We start from the raw sequence: 19480 nt of genomic DNA, 5'->3' as shown, positions 1-19480 counted from the left end.
TGTTTTAAAGCTTGCCCTGAGTATTCCATACTATTGTGCTACCTGACAACAAACTAAATTCGGGTAAAGCCGCAAACGAGTTATGGTTTGCATGATAGCTTATTTTCGCAGACTGCTAAAATTCATAAAACCGCATAGCAGCAGGCTTTTTCGGCATACTCCCTCCATTTATTATGATGTGATGACAAACCATTTTCACACACTGACTAAATTCGCATCATGCAAACAAGGACATACATGATATATATCCTGACATTTCCATGAAATATACATGTTTATTTCACTATTTTTCAAGCGCTTTCATTTTAGGGTATTTAAAAAACAAAACAGGGTGAATCCCAAACCATGACACCTCCCTCATTTTAGAAGATTCACCGGTTAGGATTCACCCTTAATTTGTGAAACACTCCATCCATGATGTAATGAAATGTAACACAGTCCGATATTCAATTATGATATTGTACGCCCAAAATCATGCCTCTTCCGAATCTTTTTGCTCCCTCTTCATCCGACGATAATCCCCAGGGGTGATGCCTGTGACTCTTTTGAATACACGTCCAAGTGTAATGCCGTTCGCATAACCAACCTTCAAAGCGATATCCTGTAATGAGTGGTCTGTATTGAGCAGCAATTTCTCCGTTTCCTTCATTCTCAATTCAGTTACAAAATCAACAAACTTCATATTGAACTCGGTTTTAAACAAATAGCTGGCATGTTTGCCCGATATCTGGAACCGGTCACTTAAATGTTTAAGCGATAGATCCGGATTGGTGAATTGCTCCTCAATATATTTTTTCATTTCATTAACCATAGCTTTGTAACTCTTCGTTTCGGTAACAGCAACATATGTCCGGAAGAGATCGGTAAGACTATCAAACAGCAGTGTCTTAACGTCATCTAACGACTCTGCCTCTCTCATCGCATTAAGCCAATTATTGATGTTTTCTTCAGACAGTTCATTCTGTAAGCCCTCTGACATCATGGAGACTTCCCGACTGAGCATCTGAAGCATGGCCTGAATCAAAGAACGAATCTCATCATCCGGCAGTTTATTGCGCTCAAATTCATTGAAAATGTCTTCGAGTTGCTCTCTCCACTGCCCGCTCGACATTCTAAACCGTTTCACGAAGTCTGCAATCATCTGCAAATACGTATAGGTTTCCAGCAATGGATGCTGCATTTCATTTGTTTCTGCTTCACCCACATCACCATTCATAAGCAACTTACGTTGCATCACCGCTTCTGCAGCTGTAAACGACTGATGGATCGCCTCAATCCCATGAGCGACTGTTCCGATGCCAAAGCTGAGAGAGATTCGAAGATTCTGCTCTACCCAGGATCTGCATTCCTCAGCAACAATCCGAATCTGCTTGGATAGATCCTGTCCCTGCTGGTCGTCTTCCTTCGAAAAGAATAAAATAGCAATCCGATCAGCGCTGATCCATTCTGTCCAGCATTGCACTTCTGTATCCTTAGACAGCTCCTGTAGCACATTCATGAGAGCGAATTTCAGTGTGTTCTGCTCTCCTCTGGTGAATTTCTCCTGAAACCCCTTCTCGTAGCGGTTGATATCCCCTACAACGACGATAAAGCGAGAGGCTTCATGAGCCCCATCAAACGGGGACACCTCGTATAGCTGCCCAGCCGCATTTTCCACATGCTCACCTTGCAACAAAGCACTAAACAACTTACTCCGTTGCATAAGTACATTTTCGCGGCTCTTTTTATCATAATCCATCATGTGATTGATCAGATTTTCAAGCACACCATCAATCATCTTCATCTCGTCCATACGAGCTCCAGATTGTTCAAACGCCCGAATCTGATGAGATTCTATTCGATTCATGATGATCTGAATCGGCTTATAGTTCCGCCGGGTCACATACACGATATAGATGATTGCACAAATCACCGTCAAGACGGCAATGAATACCCAAACATAAGAAACAACCGACACCCAGCCAAACAAATTACCCGCTTTGATGCCGCTAGTAAGTGTCCATCCAAATCGTTGTAAAGGCAGCTTATTTAATTGGGTACCTTCAAGTGCACTCTCTTCATCGGAATGCGCATTATAGATGACCCTGCCCCCCTGATCGGTTATCGTCAGGAAAGAGAGTTTTCCATTAACCATGCTATCTACGCTCTGTTTGATGCTGCTCATCTTGATATTGATAACTAATGCGCCCTCCGAGCCAAAAGGCAGTGGCATTTCTTTATTGACGGTCAACACTTGTACAGGCGTCCTCTGCACATCGTCCCATTCAATCTCCCGAACAGGCTGCCAGCCTTGACCGATCGTACCGTTTAGAATCCGACTTATCCATTCTTTGTCTCCGAAGCTGTCCACTTCCCGTGAACCACTCACCGTTATCACGCGCTGGTGCTGCTTATCATAGAGATATATGGACTGAATCCACGATGAAGAGTTCATCATCTCGCGTAAGTTTTGTGCAATCGTATATACCGTATCCGAATTATTCGGATTACCACCGTTAAAATAAAGCCTGTATGCTGGCTCATATTGCACTTTTTCTGTTACAGCCAGTTCAATGTCCCGAATCGTATGATCCAGCGTAGTAGCCAGATAACTGGAGGATATCCGGTCAGCCTTCCGGGTTTCCTCTCTCGATATATCATTGATGAACACAAAGGCAATAAAAATGAGTATGGTCATCGTAAAGAAAAATATAGGGAAATACGAAAAGAGCAGCCGATAATACCAAGTTCGCGACAATAGACCCCACTCCTCACTCCACGATGCCAACGTCCATTAGCCGTGGTTCTACTGTTTATTATCCATATCAAACCCATTGCAGATACATCTATATAAAAACGCTATCATTTCTTGTTTTTATGTTATTATATCACAAGCTATCAAACAACATGGCACAGAATTGGATTCCTGGGGCCAAAACAAAAATACCGTGCTGAGCTGAAAGCGCTCAGACACGGAACAAAAACTGGACTGGGTTATGAATCACCCAGATATAATAAGAATTCTAGATGCCTGAATCCTTAAATAACGTAGCCATAGATCCGCCATCCACAATGATTCGAATTGCACGTGACAGCATTGGAGCTACAGGTAATACTTTGAAGCAATCCGGGTGATCTTCTGGCAGAGCTATCGAATCAGTTACCACCACTTCTGTGATAGAAGGATGATTCAGTTTGCTGACTGCCCCATCGGAGAACAAGCCGTGAGTTGCGCAAACATATGCGTTCTCTGCTCCACGTTCCTTCAGACCTTCGACAACATTCACAATCGTTGTACCTGTATCAATCAGATCCTCAATAATAATCGGCGTTCGTCCTTCAACGTCACCAATCACATGCGTAATGATGGATTCGTTGTGACTTGGACGTTTCTTGATCATAATTGCAAAAGGGGAATCGAGACGATTCGCCAGCTTCTCCGCCATAGATGCACGTCCAGCATCAGGAGAAACCACAACCGGATTTTTAATCTCTTTGCTAAGCAGGTATTCACTAATCAAGTCCAGTGAGGTCATATGATCGACTGGAATGTTAAAGAAGCCCTGAATAGCGGCCGCATGCAGGTCAATCGTAACCACCCGGCTTGCTCCCGCTGTCGTTAATACATCTGCAACCATCTTGGCTGAGATAGGCTCACGTGGAGCCGACTTCCGCTCTTGACGAGCATAACCGTAATACGGAACGATAATGTTCACCGTACGTGCCGAAGCTCGTTTTGCCGCATCAATCATAACGAGCAGTTCGACAAACAACTCATTAATGGGATGAGACAAAGACTGTATCAGAAACACATCACAATTGCGGATCGTTTCTTCGTAATGAACGTATATTTCTCCGCTCTTGAACCGGGACAGCTTAATATTGCCCAGTTGTACGCCCAGCTTGTCACATACCTGCTCTGCAAGCTTAGGGTTAGATGAACCGGAAAAAATACGTAACGAATGCTGCATAATGCCCTCCCGCGGGTTATCCCCGATCATAATTCCTTATATAGTTAAGCTGGAACCTCCAGCCCGTATAAAAGGTTTATTTTGACCTTATTATACTCCACTGCTGTCCACATTTAAAGGAATGAACGAACGCTGACGGCCTTCAAACACAGCCACTTGTTTACAGCCGAGTTCATGTAAAAGGCTCTCCGCCTCAGGCAAATGATCTCCAAGCTTCATCGGATCATGTGCATCTGAGCCCATTGTAAGTGGAATGCCTAAGCGAATCGCTTCAGTGAGCATTCTCCGGCTTGGAAACATCTCCGCACATGGCTTGGATAAACCGGAGGCATTCAGCTCCATAGCGCAGCCGCTTTTGGCAATAGCTTGCAGTGCCGCATTCTCCAGTGCAATACGTTCCTCCGTCTGTTCAGACGAAGGCACATATCCAAATCGTTTAATCACATCGGAGTGCCCCATAATATCATACATGCCAGTAGCAGCTGCTTTGCCTACAGCATCATAATATTGACGGTAGACCTCAAGCACATCCTTGCCTTCCCAATGGTGGGTCTGCCGGAAATCCGTAATATCCCATTCTCCCAGGAAATGCACAGAGCCTATCACATAATCCCATGGATAACGTTCAATAATGGAGCGAATCTGTGTCTCCCAGCCCTCGATGTAATCACCTTCAAGACCAACACGAACATCAATCTGCCCGCGGTACTTCTCCTTCAGGGAAAAACACTCCTCCACATATTGCGGGAGCTCTTCCATAGGCATCGCCATTTCGGGATAATAATGCGCCGGGTCTACATGCAAGAGCGGCATATGATCGGACAAACCAATTTGAGAGAGCCCGATTTCAATTCCCCGCTGTACGTATTCTTCCAGTTTGCCAATCGCATGTCCGCAGCGTTCGTGGTGGGTATGGTAGTCTATACGCATTGAGCGCTCGCCTCCTAGTCGCGGCGCGGCCGTTCGTGACGGCGGCTCAGCTCGGACATGATGTCATCCAGCGGCAGCTTGCGCTCCTGCAACAACACCAGCAGATGGTACATCAGGTCGCTCACTTCGAGACGAAGCTCATCATTGTCTTTATTTTTCGCAGCAATAATGGTTTCGGAAGCTTCCTCGCCGATCTTTTTCAGAATTTTATCGACACCTTTATCAAACAGATACGTGGTATACGCACCTTCCGGACGCTCGCGCTCACGCTCGGCAATGATGGATTCCAGTTCAGCCAGGACCTCAAAACGGCTCTCAGCGTTAGATGAAGAGGATTGGATGGAGTTCGTTGCTGGCAACCCGATAATTTCATTATGGAAACAAGTCACCGCGCCTGTATGACAGGCTGGCCCCTTCGGCTTCACTTCAACCAGCAAGGTGTCACCATCACAGTCATATTTTAACGAAACAATCTCTTGCACATTTCCAGAGGTTGCCCCTTTATTCCATAGCTCCTGACGTGAGCGTGACCAGAACCAGGTTTCCCCGGATTCCAGCGACAGCTTCAAGGATTCACGATTCATATATGCCATCATGAGCACCTCACGGGTGTCTACATCCTGTACAATAGCGGGAACCAGCCCTTCATCCCAGCGGATATGCTCCACGACCTGCTCCAGAGAGAGCTGTTCCTTGATCTCATTACTTATTTTAGTCACGGATTTCCACCCCTTGTTCTCTTAATTGTTGTTTTAACGCCGGAACGGCGATTTCTTTGTAGTGGAAAATCGTTGCGGCCAGACCCGCATCCGCCTTGCCTGCGGTGAACACATCATAGAAATGAGATTCCTTGCCTGCACCGCCTGATGCGATAACAGGAATGCTCACCGATTCCGACACAGCTGCGGTCAGCTTCAGATCAAAACCATCTTTTGTCCCATCTGCATCCATGCTGGTAAGCAGAATTTCTCCCGCTCCCAGTTCTTCAGCTTGCTTGACCCACTCCAATGCCTTGATCCCGGATGGCTTACGCCCGCCGTGGGTATAGACCTCCCACTCGCCCCAGTCCGCGTTATACTTGGCATCAATGGCAACCACGATGCACTGCGAACCAAAGCGGCGTGCCCCATCCGCAATGATCTGTGGATTCAGAACAGCGGCAGTGTTTACTGCAATTTTGTCTGCACCCGCGCGCAAAATACGTTTCATGTCCTCTACCTTGGAGATGCCCCCACCAACCGTAAATGGAATCGCAATCTCGCCAGCCGTCTGCCGTACGACCTCTTCCATCGTTTCACGGCCTTCTACCGATGCAGAGATATCGAGAAATACGAGCTCGTCCGCACCCTCGCGGTCATACAGTGCCGCCAGCTCTACCGGATCACCCGCATCGCGGAGATTGACGAAGTTGACGCCTTTAACGACCCGGCCGTCCTTCACGTCCAGACAGGGAATGATTCTTTTTGCCAGCATACTGCCTCTTCCTCTCTACCAATTATACTTACTTGTTCACCAGACGCACAGCTTCAGCCAGATCAATACTGCCTGTGTACAACGCTTTGCCCACGATTGCTCCGCCGACACCATCATCTGCATGACGACTCAAACGAAGCAGATCATCCATCACACTAACACCGCCAGAAGCAATAACAGTGCGTCCGCTCGCCTTGGCAAGAGAAACAATCGCTTCAACATTAGGCCCCTGCATCATGCCATCACGGGAAATATCCGTAAAGATGAACGTTTCCGCTCCATAAGCAGCCAGTTCCTTCGCCAGCACCTCAGCCTGAACCTCGGATGTTTCCAGCCATCCACGCGTTGCAACATACCCGTTGCGTGCATCTATACCAATAGCTACCTTATCACCATAACGTCCCAATACTTCTTCTGTAAAAGCACGATCCTCAATCGCTGCCGTTCCAATAATCAATCGGCTTACACCTAGCCCCAGCAAACGTTCAACATCTGCTACTGTGCGAAGACCGCCACCGACCTGCACAGGCACATTTACTGCGGATGCAATACGCCCAATCAGTTCATCGTTAACGGGACGTCCTGCTTTAGCACCATCCAGGTCTACGAGATGAACATATGTACCACCCTGCTTCTCCCAGTCCAGTGCAACCTGGACCGGATCATCGTTATATACCGTCTCCTGATTATAATCTCCCTGTACCAGTCTTACACATTTCCCGTCCCGGATATCAATTGCCGGATATAAAATAAAAGATGACATACAAGGCCTCCTGAGTGTGGATTCTCTATAATTCAATATAGCTTCAATTCAACGATAACAGCTAGTCCGATCCAGGCGCACCCGTCAAAGACAGGAAGTTGCCGAGCAGCTTCATGCCAAGCTCACCGCTCTTCTCGGGATGGAACTGCATACCGAAATTCGAGCCTCTGCCTACAATCGCTGTAACCGGATGTCCGTAATCCGTGACCGCCAGCAGATCCCCCTTGTTCTCGGTAAGTGCATGATACGAGTGCACGAAATACACATGACCTGCATCCAGACCTGTGAACAGCGGGTTTCCAGGCTGTACAAATTCTAGTCGGTTCCACCCCATATGCGGAACCTTCAGCTCGCTTGGTGCGAAACGTACGACTTTTCCGGGCAGAATATCCAGTCCCTCATGCTGACCGTGCTCTTCACTGGAGCTGAACAGTAGCTGCATGCCCAAACAGATGCCAAGGAGTGGTTTAGAGCTGGCCGCTGCTTCCTTTACAACGGTATCCAGACCCGTCTCCCGCAGATGCACCATCGCATCGCCAAAGGCACCAACGCCAGGCAGGATGACACCATCTGCAGACAGGATAGCCTCCCGCTCACCTGTCACCAGCGCTTCATAGCCAAGACGTTCGACCGCTTTGCCGACGCTGTGCAGGTTCCCCATACCGTAATCGACAATTGCAATCGCCATCGTCTACAGCACTCCCTTCGTGGAAGGCACACCTGTTACCCGTGGATCAATCATCGTGGCTTCATCCAGCGCACGCCCCAGGGCTTTGAAAACCGCTTCAATCATGTGATGTGTGTTCTGACCGTAGTGCACAATAACATGAAGTGTAATCCGCGCTTCAAGCGCCAGCTTCCACAGAAATTCATGAACCAGCTCTGTAGAGAAGCTGCCTACTTGCTGAGACGGGTATTCTGCACGATATTCAAAGTGCGGACGGTTGCTCACGTCAATAATGACTTGAGCCAGCGCTTCATCCATCGGAACAAACACACTCGCATAACGTTTAATACCACGTTTATCACCCAGTGCCTGATAAAGCGTCTGTCCCAGGCAGATTCCGATATCTTCAACGGTGTGATGATCATCAATATCAATATCCCCGCGTGCCTGTACGTTCAGGTCGAACTGACCGTGCTTCGTAAATAGATCCAGCATGTGGTTGAGGAACGGTACATCCGTCTCAATATTGGATTGTCCTGTTCCATCTACATTGAATGACAGCTGGATATTGGTCTCATTTGTTTTGCGATCTACCTCTGCCTGACGTACTGCCCCTTTACTTTGAACCTCTACACCATTGTCTGTGCCCTTGTTCTGGTTATCCATTGTCCGATTCCGCCCTTCCTTCTTGTTCTAAACGTACAGCGATCGCACGAGCATGCCCCTCAAGCCCCTCATGACGAGCTAATTCGATAATCGCCGCCCCATTCTGCAGCAGCGCTTCTTTACTATAATAGATCAAGCTTGATTTCTTGATAAAATCATCCACGTCCACCGGTGAACTGAACCGGGCCGTTCCATTGGTCGGAATAATATGATTGGGTCCGGCAAAATAATCCCCTACCGGCTCCGAACTGTACGGGCCGAGGAAAATCGCTCCGGCATTCTCAATCCGGCCAGCATAAGCCATCGGCTCCTGTACCATGATCTCCAGATGTTCCGGCGCAAGCCGGTTCACGACATCAATTCCCTCATCAATAGAATCGACCACAATGATTGCGCCATACTGCTCTACCGAGGCAGCAGCAATATTGCGCCGCGGCAGCACATCCAGCTGCCGCTTCACCTCGGCCTGCACGGCTTCCGCCAGCGTGGCCGAATTCGTGACGAGAATGGCCGATGCCATCTCGTCATGCTCCGCCTGCGACAACAGGTCCGCGGCGACATACACCGGGTTCGCCGTATCATCGGCGAGCACCACAATCTCACTCGGGCCAGCGATACTGTCGATATCAACGGCCCCGTATACCTCGCGCTTCGCGAGCGCCACGTAAATGTTACCCGGTCCACAGATCTTGTCGACCGGAGTAATGCTTTCCGTGCCGTAAGCAAGGGCGGCGATGGCTTGTGCGCCGCCAACCCGGTACATCTCGTTCACGCCCGCTTCCGCCGCAGCAACGAGAATGTACGGGTTAATGCCTTCCCCACCGTTCGTCGCCGGTGGTGTGACAAGCACGATCTCCGGCACGCCTGCAACCTGTGCCGGAATAACATTCATCAGCACCGATGATGGATACGCTGCTTTCCCTCCTGGGACGTACACGCCGACGCGCTTCAGTGGCCGAATAACCTGGCCGAGCAGACTGCCATCCGGCTGCCAGTCCATCCACGAATTGCGTTTCTGCTTCTCATGAAACGCACGGATGTTGACGGCCGCTTGACGAATCGCCGTCACAAAAGACGGCTCCACGGCTGCATACGCCGCCTGGAGCTCCTCCTGCGGCACGCGCAACTGCGCAGCCGTTAGCGTCGTGCGATCCAGCTGCTCCGTATAACGCAGCAGTGCCGCATCACCTTCCCGGCGAATATCTGCGACAATTCGCCGTACTGCTTCATTTTGCTCCGGTGTACCGTAATCCACTTCCCGCTTCAGATCAAATTCTCTTGCTGATACAATCTTCATCCGTGCAACCTCCCCTGCGGCTTTATTCACTCATTCGTACATATCTATTGTCAGTCAACAGCCTTGCTGCTCTATGTCTCATGCATGCCTGCTGATTCATTCATAACCTGTTGTATCTGATGATTTATCTGCTCACTATCTCCGCTGGCTGCCCGCAGAAACCTCATTCCCGCTTGGGATGACCAATTGAAGTGCATCACATAATGCCTGAATGCGAGCATTTTTCATCCGATAGCTCACTCGATTCGCTATCAGACGACTGGTAATGTCCAGAATCTGTGTCATTTCCACAAGCCCGTTCTCACGCAGTGTCTGACCAGTCTCTACCAGATCGACGATCCGATCAGCTAATCCAATCAGAGGCGCAAGCTCGATGGACCCATTCAGCTTAATAACCTCGACCTGCTGCCCCTGCTCACGGAAATACTGGGAAGCAATACGCGGATACTTGGTCGCCACCCGCTGCTGGATGCCTGCCTTCCAATCGGGAAGTCCAATCACCGACATGCGGCACTGCGCGATGCCCAGATTCAGCAGCTCATACACATCGCGGTCTTCCTCCAGCAGGACATCCTTCCCGACAATGCCGATATCGGCAACGCCGTACTCCACATACGTTGGAACATCCACTGGCTTAGCCATAATGAACTCCATTCCGGCTTCTGGCACTTCAATAACCAGCTTGCGTGTATCATCCACATCCTCGGGAATATCCAGGCCTGCCTCACGGAACAGCTTGGAGGCCTTTTTATAGATGCGGCCTTTGGGCATGGCCACCTTTAGAATATCCGACATCTCATAGTCCTCCTTTGTCTGATCCATAGATAATGACCTGTTCATTTCGGTCTGCATTAGCTCCACTTACTATGGCTTCTCCTTGATCCGCAAGGAGAGACGTGATTACATTCTGCCCGATACTCCGCAATCTTGCTGCTTCAGCCAGTGCCTCAGCCCGGCGTTCCGGGCTGTATTTGATACGTACCGACTTCTTCTCTTCAATCGTGATGCCATGAACACCATCAATGATCCGGTTTGTTTTTAACGCAAAACCTGTAGCCGGAAGCGCACGTCCAAACTGCTGCAGCAGATTGTCATACCGTCCCCCGCTGCATACTGGTGATCCCAGCTCTGCCGCGTACCCTTCAAACGTCATACCTGTATAATAGGAGAAATCCCCGATCATCGTCAGGTCAATCAGTACGTGCTCCGAGACACCGTAGGCCTCCAGCACCTCAAACACCGCACATAGATGAGCAATAGACTTTGCAGCTTCAGGACTTGAACTGAGCTCGCCTGCATGGGTACAGATTTCCTTCCCGCCGCGCAGACGCAAAATGGCTTCAAGTCGCTGTTTCTGCCCAGGCTCCAGATGTAACGCTTCAATAGATTGACGATAGCCCACATAATCTCGTCCCAAAAGCCCTTCCTTCAGCTGCTCCTGCTCTGCCGTTTGACCCGGAATAACCTCTTCCAGCAGCCCATTGAGAAAACCCATATGACCCATCGCTATTTTAAAAGAAGATACACCTGCGGCCTGCAATGAGGCAATCGCCAGCGCAACCACTTCAGCATCTGCTTCAGGAGAATCATCTCCTACGAGCTCCACACCTGTCTGGAAAAACTCTGCCTCACGCCCCGCTTCCTCCTCAATGGAACGAAAAACGTTCGCATGATAGGACAGACGTAGAGGTAAAGCCTCATCTTTAAGCATGGATGACACGACACGTGCGATTGGCGCCGTCAGATCGGAGCGTAATACCAGTGTTGTTCCCCGACTGTTTAGTAATTTGAACAATTTGCGATCCGATGTAGAGCTGGCCACCCCTACTGTATCGTAATATTCAATCGTTGGTGTAATGATCTGGCGATAACCCCAGCGCTCCATGCATTCCAGTACATTACGTTCAATCATCCGCAGCTTGGATACAACATGTGGTGTGTAATCGCGAAAGCCGGTCGGTTTTTCAAAGCCTTTTGGTTTGGACATTGGTATCATTCACCCCGAGTTAGTTATGAATTTGAATGCTTGATCGTTTGCATCATCTCTATTGTGATATCGCTCTATTTCAACAGGATTTATGTATGACAAATCCCCGTTCTATATATGTGTTGCCCGAATGGAGTGTAGAGCTGATCATAACAATGACATAGATTTCTTTTTTCCATGACGCATGAGCTTATCACTCGCATACACAACTTTCAGCCTTTTGCTTTCGTATGGTAAAGTGCTAACAAACTAAAGGATATGGGATATAATATCATGAATCCTGCTGGAACGTCAACCAACCCGCGAGCCAAACACCCTGTTCACCGTTTCCACTGGGTATACTCATATCATTTGAATATCACTTACATACCTCATGCATCTGACAGCTCCACACCTTATCGTTTAAGCTTCCAGTTTCATATACGAAAAAAGCTGCCTTCAGCAGCTCTTTCCTGCACGCACCAATGCATGCATCCTGTATATCCCTGTTTCCTGCAAGTCTCAGCCTAATGCAGCTTCCCCCGAGACAGCTCGTCCGTTTTAAAAACCAGATCCTCTTCCGCTGAAGATGATGCGGAACGCTTTAGCTCACGCAACGGATTGCCTCCAACGAAAGCTCCTGGAGCAACATCCTTATGAACCACCGCACCCGCAGCAACCACGGCTCCATCGCCGATCGTTACCCCTGGAAGAATCGTGGTATTTGCACCGATGAGCACATGATCTCCGATGATGACCTCACCTAGCCTGTACTCTTTAATGAGATATTCATGCGCCAGAATTGTCGTATTGTATCCGATCACCGAATTTTCACCAATCGTTATCTTTTCCGGAAAAAACACATCCACCATCACCATCAGCCCAAAAGCCGTATGCTTCCCGACCTTCATCCCAAGCACTCGGTTATAAATCCAGTTCTTCAGTGAAAGAATGGGGCAATACCGCGACAGCTGAATCCAGATAAAGTTATAAACACCCCTCCACGGGCTTACCGTCTTGTAGATATGCCAAAGCGCGTTCTCGCTTTCTACGGGATAGCGGGTTACCTTTCTCATGAACGTCCCGTTCCTGTAAGGATTTTGTCCAGCAAGTCCCTCATATCGTGCAAAATATAATCCGGCTTGTATCCGCTCAGAACCTCTTCTCCTTTAAGAGACCATGCCACACCGGCAGAAAGAGCACCTGCGTTCTGCGCAGACTGAATATCCACCGGACTGTCTCCCACCATCAGCGTACGAGCTGGATCTGATCCAAGCTCTGCCATCGCTTTCTGCACAGGCTCAGCATGTGGCTTCGGATGAGTAACATCCGTTACCGTCACAATGGATTTCATATATTTAAGCAGATCGAAACGCTCCAGCACTTTCAGGGTCGAAGGGCGTATTTTGGTCGTTACTACCCCCATCGTAATCCCCGCCTGATGCAGAGCCTCTACCACCTCAATAACATAGGGAAATGGCTTGACCATTGCTTCATGATGAATATCATTATAAGCGCGATAACCTTTGACATACTCCGATACCTCTTCCTGACCTGAAAAGGTTCGCATTTGTTGCTCCAATGTGCCTCCCATATGGGGAATGATCTGTTCCCTTGTCCATGGTTCAGCATGGTCCCAGCCTTTCATGACGTGCAGGAAGGAATGGATAATCAGCTCATTGGTATCAATAATCGTTCCATCCAGATCAAACAGTACCGTGTCGATCACGTTGCATTACTCCTTTTTATCTTCAACTTGCTTAGGCTCGTCTTGAGCCTGACCCGAAGTGGGTGGGGGTGTTGGTGTTACTTTTTGCTCATTCCCGGCTTCTGTTCCTGTGTGCTCGATATCATCAACAGTCACCTTCGATGAAACAATCGGATCACTGTAATGTGCATCCGCTTTGCCAGTCACCCTTCTCACTACAATAAACACAATAGCAACAACAATAATGCCAATGGCAAGAAGCTGAGAGATCCTTACGTTACCGTATGCCGGGTCCAGATATCCCTGCTCGAATCCAAATGCTGTCATCGGAGACCACATACCATTCACAAACGAAGCAACCCATTCCGGGGCCTGGAATGCCAGACTGTCGGTACGCAAAGCTTCAATGAAGAAACGTCCGATCGAATACCAGATAAAATACGACATAAACAGTTCACCAGAACGCATGAACTTCTGACGACGAAGCACTAACAGAATAATCAGTCCAACAAAGCTCCATACCGATTCATATAGAAACGCCGGGTGATGGAATACACCTTCTACGTTCATTTGATTCACAATAAAGTCAGGCAGATGCAGCTTATCTCTTAAAAATGATTCTTCTACAGGACCGCCGTACGCTTCCTGATTGACAAAGTTACCCCAGCGTCCAATCATCTGTCCCACGATAAGACCAGGGGCACAGATATCCGCCATTCGCCAGAAGTTGTATCCTTTACGACGGAAGAAAATGACTGCGCAAATAATTGCACCGATCAGCGCACCATAGATCGCAATACCACCGTTCCATATTTTAAAAACATCCCACAAGTTGTCCTTATAATCATCCCATTTAAAAGCCACATAGTAGATTCGGGCGCCAATAATGGCAGAAGGCACGCCAAGCAATACCATATCCATAAACACTTCTTGCGGAATATTAAATCGCTTGCCCTCCCGAATAACGAGCAGTAGGCCCAGGAGTGCAGCCATACCTAGAATAAGCCCATACCAATGAACCTTCAGGGCGCCAATGGAGAACGCAATCGGGTTCAACAGTAATAATGTATCCATTCATTCACACTCCTATCAATTCACATCGGTGAACATGACCCTACGGAGCCTGCACGAACCTTTATGTTCAAGGAGTACAGACGCCATGTGTCATGCTTCATTATTCCAATTATACTTGGCTTGATCTCTTACGATCTGTTTTACAACTGATGACCTTCAGCTCTTCTTAGTCCATATCTTCCATGTCTTCCGAAATGGTTGCAGTCAGCTTGTTTGTGAACTGAAGCGCTGCATTAAGCCCCATCTGCTTCAAGCGATAGTTCATCGCAGCCACTTCAATAATTACAGCCAAGTTTCGCCCTGGACGAACTGGAATAGTTACGAGAGGTACATCCGTATCAATAATACGCGTTGTTTCCTCATCCAGACCCAGACGATCATACTGTTTATCCTGCTGCCACGCTTCAAGACGTACCACCAGTGTAATCCGTTTATTATTCCGTACAGCTCCTGCACCGAACAAGGTCATTACGTTGATGATACCGACACCGCGGATTTCGAGCAGGTGACGAATCAGTTCTGGGGCAGTACCGTGCAATTGAAAGTCAGAGGTTTGACGGATTTCCACCGCATCATCGGCAATCAAACGGTGTCCACGCTTCACAAGCTCAAGCGCAGTTTCACTCTTACCGATACCGCTGCTACCCGTAATCAGCATCCCTACACCATACACATCACACAATACACCATGGATCGTTGCTGTTGGCGCTAATTTACCTTCCAAAAATCCGGTAATACGGCTCGACAAGATTGTTGTAGCCATATTGCTGCGTAGCACTGCCAGGTTTTGCTCTTCGCTGATATCAATCAGTTCCTGTGGTACTTCCAGTCCACGGGTCACCACAATACATGGCGTCTCCTCTGTGCACAGACGCTGCATACGTTCACGACGCTCTTGCTCAGGCAGCATTGCAAAAAAGGCCAGTTCTGTCCTTCCCAACAGCTGTACCCGCTCTTTTGGATGATATTCAAAATAACCGGCCATTTCCAGACCGGGACGGTTAAGATCATCTACCGTAATGAATCTTTTCAAACCCTGAGACCCAGAAACAACTTCCATCTGAAACTGTTGTACCAATTCGGATACTTTCACTTTTTTCGCCATTTGTCTCTTCCTTTCAGCATTCGCTGTACCTCTATGTACCTCAGTTCGTGTATCATTTCTTTCCATTATTAGCGTATTCACAACATGATCCAAAACCAAGCCATGTATAGCCTCCAGCGATAATGCCTTCGGACTTCAACATGCAGCAGTTTAAGGGCAGACCTTCAAATAATCTTAAATGAATTTTGGATTGAATGCAATCGCAAGGCCTGTAGTTATCCCTGCTCTTGCATAGAAATTATCGCTAGTCCTTTCCACCGAAAACCGATTGGAACGATAATTTTTAAAAAAGCCCCTTCCAGCAAGAACGGAAGGGGCTTGGTTTACAATATATAATTACGTTACTTTCAGATCTCGTCGTTACCGAGCATCTTCAGTAGAATTAAATTAGTCTTGAAGAAGTACGTTCACTTCAGTCTCTTTGTCAAAGATATGAACTTTGTTCATGTCGATGGCCATTTTAACTGTGGAACCATCACGAGTGTTCGAACGTCCGTCTACACGTGCGATTGTAGTGTCATTACCTACACCGCTCAAGTAGAGAAGCATTTCGTGACCGAGGTTCTCAGTTACATCTACGTGAGTAGAGAATACAGAGTTAGGGGATGCTTCCAGGAATACTGGCTCTTCATGAATGTCTTCTGGACGAACGCCCATAATTACTTCTTTGGCAGCATATCCTTTGGATTTCAACACTTGTGCTTTACCTTGTGGGATTTCAACGTCCACACCAGGAGCTACGAAGTGCAGGCTTGAACCTTGCTCAGCCAGTTTACCCGAGATGAAGTTCATTGTCGGGGAACCGATGAAACCAGCTACGAACAGGTTAGCCGGGTGGTTATAAAGCTCTTCAGGAGAAGCAGCTTGTTGGATGATACCATCCTTCATAACTACGATCCGGTCACCCATCGTCATTGCTTCGATCTGGTCATGCGTTACGTAGATAACCGTTGTTTCCAAGCGTTTAGCAAGCTTTGTGATTTCCGCACGCATCTGCCCACGAAGTTTAGCATCCAAGTTGGAGAGAGGCTCATCCATCAAGAAGACTTGTGGATCACGGACAATCGCACGTCCCAAAGCGACACGCTGACGTTGACCACCGGACAATGCTTTAGGCTTACGCTCAAGCAAGTGCTCGATATCGAGAATTTTTGCTGCTTCACGTACACGTTTGTCGATCTCGTCTTTTTTCACTTTACGCAATTTCAAACCAAACGCCATGTTTTGGTATACGCTCATGTGCGGATACAAAGCGTAGGATTGGAATACCATCGCGATATCGCGGTCTTTAGGTGCAACATCATTAACGACACGGTCACCGATATAGAGTTTACCTTCAGAAATTTCCTCAAGGCCTGCGATCATACGCAGTGTTGTTGATTTACCACAACCGGACGGACCTACCAGCACCAGAAACTCTTTGTCTTTAATGTCCAGGTTAATATCAACTACAGTTGCTTTATCAGAACCCGGGTATTTTTTGAAAATATGCTCTAAACGTACTCCTGCCATGATTGTTGCCTCCTCAGAGATCATTTTGTAATCGAATACAATTTGTAGTTTTATAATACCCTATTGCTTGGTTATCTGACTATTCGCAAACTGCACAAAAATATCAGACCTTTTTCGTCACTTTGTACATCAGCAGCAAAAGTTGCACAATATTCGCGCTTTTGAAATGTCTAACATCATAGCCTATCTCCTGTTTGATCTTGTCCAAACGATATACCAGCGTATTGCGATGGATAAACAAACGCTTTGCCGTCTCGCTGACGTTACAGTCCAAGCTAAAGAAAATCTCCAAGGTAGCCAACGTTTCACTGTCATTGAAGAGAAGTGTTCCCTTGCCAATTTCCTGAATAAAGCGATGCCGCTGTTGCTCCGGTATACTTGCGACCAGCTGCTCCAGCTGGAGTTCCCATGGAAGGTGTATATGCTGTGTCACATGAAATGAACGCCCTAGATGCACGCTCTCCTGAAGAAGCGATGCCACCTGAACTAATGTATTTTTAGGGATACATGGCAGCGAAGCAGACAGATGGAACACACCTGCAAACTCACTTGCAACCAGTTCATATAATCCGGAACAGAATGCATGAAGTGAATCTTTTCGCGCCTCCGCCGTGTCTTCATCGGCTTCTCCCGTAACCACTGTCTCGTCACTCATAAAAAGCCATTCCTGTGCTCCAAGAGGGATTAATGTCACCTCTTCCCCGAAATAACTCTCCAACAGCTTATTTAACACTTTAGAGTCAACACGCTGAGAATCAGGGGTCTCGCCCTGTAACAAGAAAATAACCTTCTCTTTCTGAAATTCATTGAATGTATTAAATGGAGCCGGTAGTGGCTCAGTATTGTCAGAGCTATAAACTTCAATCTGAGTCTGAAGCCATCTGCCCAGTGTTATGAACTGTTGATCCGCATCATCATCCTGCGGGGATACTTTGAGTCCGTTAGTCGAACTTGCACTGCTGCGGAGCAGCAACTCAATGAGACGACGAGTCTCCATTGTTATAGAATCCGATGGACAACCCCAGCACACCACTGTATTCTCCTGCGGATCGCTACCCACTCTAAAAAAAATTCGCTCACCTGTGTGTAAACTGGTTATATCTGATGACGTAGCTGATCCCGTCATGAGCTCATACTCTTCTTCATGGGCTTTGCTCTGAGCTACGAGCGGTTGATTTACTTCCATACCACTCAAGTTCTCTACAGATTGCTTCCACTCAAGCATCGTAATTTCATATTCATCTAATGTGGTCCCTATAACGGCCTCAATTTGCTGTTTTAAATCAGGTATGTGCTTCATGTCATGAACGCCACCACTCTGTTTATTTTTATCATTATTTTATCATATCTTGCTCTACACTGCTCTTTGGCTCAGCGACTCACATAACTATCGTTATAGTTCTATACAAAAAAAGAGTGACTGATCAAATTAATGATCAATCACTCTTTTTAAAGATGAGTCATGAAGGATTCGAACCTTCGACACCCTGATTAAAAGTCAGGTGCTCTACCAACTGAGCTAATGACTCATAAAACTGGTGGAGGATGATGGATTCGAACCACCGAACCCGTACGGGAGCAGATTTACAGTCTGATGCGTTTGGCCACTTCGCTAATCCTCCAGGATTAAAGGTGGCTCGGGACGGAATCGAACCGCCGACACGAGGATTTTCAGTCCTCTGCTCTACCGACTGAGCTACCGAGCCATATTCATTTGTTTGAAGATTAATGGCGGAACCGACGGGATTCGAACCCGCGATCTCCTGCGTGACAGGCAGGCATGTTAGGCCAACTACACCACGGTTCCAGGCATTAATGGTGCCGGCGAGAGGACTTGAACCCCCAACCTACTGATTACAAGTCAGTTGCTCTACCAGTTGAGCTACACCGGCGTATATGGTGGAGGCTGAGGGGATCGAACCCCCGACCCTCTGCTTGTAAGGCAGATGCTCTCCCAGCTGAGCTAAGCCTCCTGGGTAATATAATAGCGGCGGAGGGGATCGAACCCCCGACCTTACGGGTATGAACCGTACGCTCTAGCCAGCTGAGCTACGCCGCCATATCATAAATGTTTTGATTGCTTGTCCATCTTAGGTAAAGATGGCGGAGAGAGAGGGATTCGAACCCTCGCACCGCTTACGCAGCCTAACCCCTTAGCAGAGGGTCCCCTTATAGCCACTTGGGTATCTCTCCAAAAGTCAACCTTAACATTAACAAGGATTGCTCCTTGAAAACTAGATTCGAAACGAAACTTACGCTCATTAGCTTGCTTATTTGGATAAGCCCTCGACCGATTAGTACTGGTCAGCTCCATGCATTGCTGCACTTCCACCCCCAGCCTATCTACCTCGTCGTCTTCAAGGGGTCTT

Annotated in this window: 17 protein-coding genes, 8 tRNA genes and 1 rRNA gene; all 26 read right to left on the bottom strand. The window is 47.8% G+C overall.

Annotated features, from left to right (window positions below; all coding sequences use genetic code 11):
• Positions 1-472: 472 nt before the first annotated feature.
• Entirely contained in the window at positions 473-2737 is a 2265-nt protein-coding gene (locus DFQ00_RS23040; protein WP_110898823.1) for a helix-turn-helix domain-containing protein, read from the bottom strand.
• A gap of 265 nt (positions 2738-3002) precedes the next feature.
• Entirely contained in the window at positions 3003-3950 is a 948-nt protein-coding gene (locus DFQ00_RS23035) for a ribose-phosphate diphosphokinase (protein ID WP_110898875.1), read from the bottom strand.
• A 90-nt stretch (positions 3951-4040) separates the two neighbouring features.
• Positions 4041-4880, bottom strand: coding sequence for a histidinol-phosphatase HisJ (hisJ, locus tag DFQ00_RS23030; RefSeq protein WP_110898822.1), 840 nt, complete (start codon positions 4878-4880; stop codon positions 4041-4043).
• Between the two features lie 14 nt (positions 4881-4894).
• Complete coding sequence (gene hisIE, locus DFQ00_RS23025; RefSeq protein ID WP_110898874.1) at positions 4895-5590, bottom strand: bifunctional phosphoribosyl-AMP cyclohydrolase/phosphoribosyl-ATP diphosphatase HisIE; 696 nt, start codon at positions 5588-5590, stop codon at positions 4895-4897.
• Position 5591: 1 nt separating this feature from the next.
• The gene (gene hisF, locus DFQ00_RS23020; protein ID WP_110898821.1) at positions 5592-6353 is read right to left on the bottom strand and encodes an imidazole glycerol phosphate synthase subunit HisF; all 762 of its coding nucleotides are present in this window, start codon (positions 6351-6353) and stop codon (positions 5592-5594) included.
• 28 nt (positions 6354-6381) lie between these two features.
• On the bottom strand, positions 6382-7116 hold the full coding sequence (gene hisA / locus DFQ00_RS23015) for a 1-(5-phosphoribosyl)-5-[(5-phosphoribosylamino)methylideneamino]imidazole-4-carboxamide isomerase (protein ID WP_110898820.1): 735 nt from the start codon (positions 7114-7116) through the stop codon (positions 6382-6384).
• A 61-nt stretch (positions 7117-7177) separates the two neighbouring features.
• Positions 7178-7804: an imidazole glycerol phosphate synthase subunit HisH gene (gene hisH, locus DFQ00_RS23010; protein ID WP_110898819.1), complete on the bottom strand. Its 627-nt coding sequence runs from the start codon at positions 7802-7804 to the stop codon at positions 7178-7180.
• A gap of 3 nt (positions 7805-7807) precedes the next feature.
• Positions 7808-8449, bottom strand: a complete 642-nt coding sequence (hisB, locus tag DFQ00_RS23005) for an imidazoleglycerol-phosphate dehydratase HisB (protein ID WP_110898818.1) — start codon at positions 8447-8449, stop codon at positions 7808-7810.
• Positions 8442-9746 (bottom strand): histidinol dehydrogenase, encoded by a 1305-nt coding sequence (hisD, locus tag DFQ00_RS23000; RefSeq protein ID WP_110898817.1) that lies wholly within the window; start codon positions 9744-9746, stop codon positions 8442-8444. The genes hisB and hisD overlap by 8 nt, the downstream gene beginning before the upstream one ends.
• 135 nt (positions 9747-9881) lie before the next feature.
• Positions 9882-10541, bottom strand: a complete 660-nt coding sequence (gene hisG, locus DFQ00_RS22995) for an ATP phosphoribosyltransferase (protein ID WP_110898816.1) — start codon at positions 10539-10541, stop codon at positions 9882-9884.
• A 1-nt stretch (position 10542) separates the two neighbouring features.
• Positions 10543-11733 carry an ATP phosphoribosyltransferase regulatory subunit gene (locus DFQ00_RS22990; RefSeq protein ID WP_110898815.1) on the bottom strand — a complete coding sequence of 397 codons (1191 nt, stop codon included), beginning with the start codon at positions 11731-11733 and terminating at the stop codon, positions 10543-10545.
• Positions 11734-12239: 506 nt separating this feature from the next.
• Entirely contained in the window at positions 12240-12788 is a 549-nt protein-coding gene (locus DFQ00_RS22985; RefSeq protein WP_110898814.1) for an acyltransferase, read from the bottom strand.
• On the bottom strand, positions 12785-13441 hold the full coding sequence (ppaX, locus tag DFQ00_RS22980) for a pyrophosphatase PpaX (protein ID WP_110898813.1): 657 nt from the start codon (positions 13439-13441) through the stop codon (positions 12785-12787). Before ppaX ends, DFQ00_RS22985 begins: the two co-directional genes overlap by 4 nt.
• Before the next feature lie 6 nt (positions 13442-13447).
• On the bottom strand, positions 13448-14494 hold the full coding sequence (gene lgt, locus DFQ00_RS22975) for a prolipoprotein diacylglyceryl transferase (protein WP_110898812.1): 1047 nt from the start codon (positions 14492-14494) through the stop codon (positions 13448-13450).
• Between the two features lie 166 nt (positions 14495-14660).
• The gene (gene hprK, locus DFQ00_RS22970) at positions 14661-15599 is read right to left on the bottom strand and encodes an HPr(Ser) kinase/phosphatase (RefSeq protein ID WP_110898811.1); all 939 of its coding nucleotides are present in this window, start codon (positions 15597-15599) and stop codon (positions 14661-14663) included.
• A gap of 387 nt (positions 15600-15986) precedes the next feature.
• A complete protein-coding gene (locus DFQ00_RS22965) occupies positions 15987-17111 on the bottom strand; it encodes an ABC transporter ATP-binding protein (protein ID WP_110898810.1) in 1125 nt (374 codons plus the stop codon).
• A gap of 103 nt (positions 17112-17214) precedes the next feature.
• Positions 17215-18411 carry a PucR family transcriptional regulator gene (locus tag DFQ00_RS22960; protein WP_110898809.1) on the bottom strand — a complete coding sequence of 399 codons (1197 nt, stop codon included), beginning with the start codon at positions 18409-18411 and terminating at the stop codon, positions 17215-17217.
• Between the two features lie 156 nt (positions 18412-18567).
• Positions 18568-18640, bottom strand: a tRNA-Lys gene (locus DFQ00_RS22955).
• 7 nt (positions 18641-18647) lie between these two features.
• Positions 18648-18733, bottom strand: a tRNA-Tyr gene (locus tag DFQ00_RS22950).
• An 11-nt stretch (positions 18734-18744) separates the two neighbouring features.
• A tRNA-Phe gene (locus DFQ00_RS22945) sits at positions 18745-18817 on the bottom strand.
• Between the two features lie 23 nt (positions 18818-18840).
• Positions 18841-18918: transfer RNA gene (locus DFQ00_RS22940), tRNA-Asp, on the bottom strand.
• Between the two features lie 9 nt (positions 18919-18927).
• Positions 18928-19003: transfer RNA gene (locus tag DFQ00_RS22935), tRNA-Thr, on the bottom strand.
• Positions 19004-19008: 5 nt separating this feature from the next.
• Positions 19009-19084: transfer RNA gene (locus tag DFQ00_RS22930), tRNA-Val, on the bottom strand.
• Positions 19085-19096: 12 nt separating this feature from the next.
• Positions 19097-19170, bottom strand: a tRNA-Met gene (locus DFQ00_RS22925).
• A 42-nt stretch (positions 19171-19212) separates the two neighbouring features.
• Positions 19213-19304: transfer RNA gene (locus DFQ00_RS22920), tRNA-Ser, on the bottom strand.
• Between the two features lie 81 nt (positions 19305-19385).
• Positions 19386-19480, bottom strand: a 23S ribosomal RNA gene (locus DFQ00_RS22915); the annotation flags it as partial.

The organism is Paenibacillus barcinonensis, from assembly GCF_003217495.1.
Taxonomy (GTDB): domain Bacteria; phylum Bacillota; class Bacilli; order Paenibacillales; family Paenibacillaceae; genus Paenibacillus; species Paenibacillus barcinonensis.
Note: the sequence above shows the minus strand (reverse complement) of the source record. Positions and strands in the feature narration are given on the sequence as shown.

Excerpts from the sequence above, each read along its gene's own strand:
- DFQ00_RS23035 (WP_110898875.1), bottom strand. The coding sequence starts at position 3,950 with ATGCAGCATTCGTTACGTATTTTTTCCGGTTCATCTAACCCTAAGCTT.
- hisJ (WP_110898822.1), bottom strand. The coding sequence starts at position 4,880 with ATGCGTATAGACTACCATACCCACCACGAACGCTGCGGACATGCGATT.
- hisF (WP_110898821.1), bottom strand. The coding sequence starts at position 6,353 with ATGCTGGCAAAAAGAATCATTCCCTGTCTGGACGTGAAGGACGGCCGG.
- hisA (WP_110898820.1), bottom strand. The coding sequence starts at position 7,116 with ATGTCATCTTTTATTTTATATCCGGCAATTGATATCCGGGACGGGAAA.
- hisH (WP_110898819.1), bottom strand. The coding sequence starts at position 7,804 with ATGGCGATTGCAATTGTCGATTACGGTATGGGGAACCTGCACAGCGTC.
- hisB (WP_110898818.1), bottom strand. The coding sequence starts at position 8,449 with ATGGATAACCAGAACAAGGGCACAGACAATGGTGTAGAGGTTCAAAGT.
- hisD (WP_110898817.1), bottom strand. The coding sequence starts at position 9,746 with ATGAAGATTGTATCAGCAAGAGAATTTGATCTGAAGCGGGAAGTGGAT.
- hisG (WP_110898816.1), bottom strand. The coding sequence starts at position 10,541 with ATGTCGGATATTCTAAAGGTGGCCATGCCCAAAGGCCGCATCTATAAA.
- DFQ00_RS22990 (WP_110898815.1), bottom strand. The coding sequence starts at position 11,733 with ATGTCCAAACCAAAAGGCTTTGAAAAACCGACCGGCTTTCGCGATTAC.
- DFQ00_RS22985 (WP_110898814.1), bottom strand. The coding sequence starts at position 12,788 with ATGAGAAAGGTAACCCGCTATCCCGTAGAAAGCGAGAACGCGCTTTGG.
- lgt (WP_110898812.1), bottom strand. The coding sequence starts at position 14,494 with ATGGATACATTATTACTGTTGAACCCGATTGCGTTCTCCATTGGCGCC.
- hprK (WP_110898811.1), bottom strand. The coding sequence starts at position 15,599 with ATGGCGAAAAAAGTGAAAGTATCCGAATTGGTACAACAGTTTCAGATG.
- DFQ00_RS22965 (WP_110898810.1), bottom strand. The coding sequence starts at position 17,111 with ATGGCAGGAGTACGTTTAGAGCATATTTTCAAAAAATACCCGGGTTCT.
- DFQ00_RS22960 (WP_110898809.1), bottom strand. The coding sequence starts at position 18,411 with ATGAAGCACATACCTGATTTAAAACAGCAAATTGAGGCCGTTATAGGG.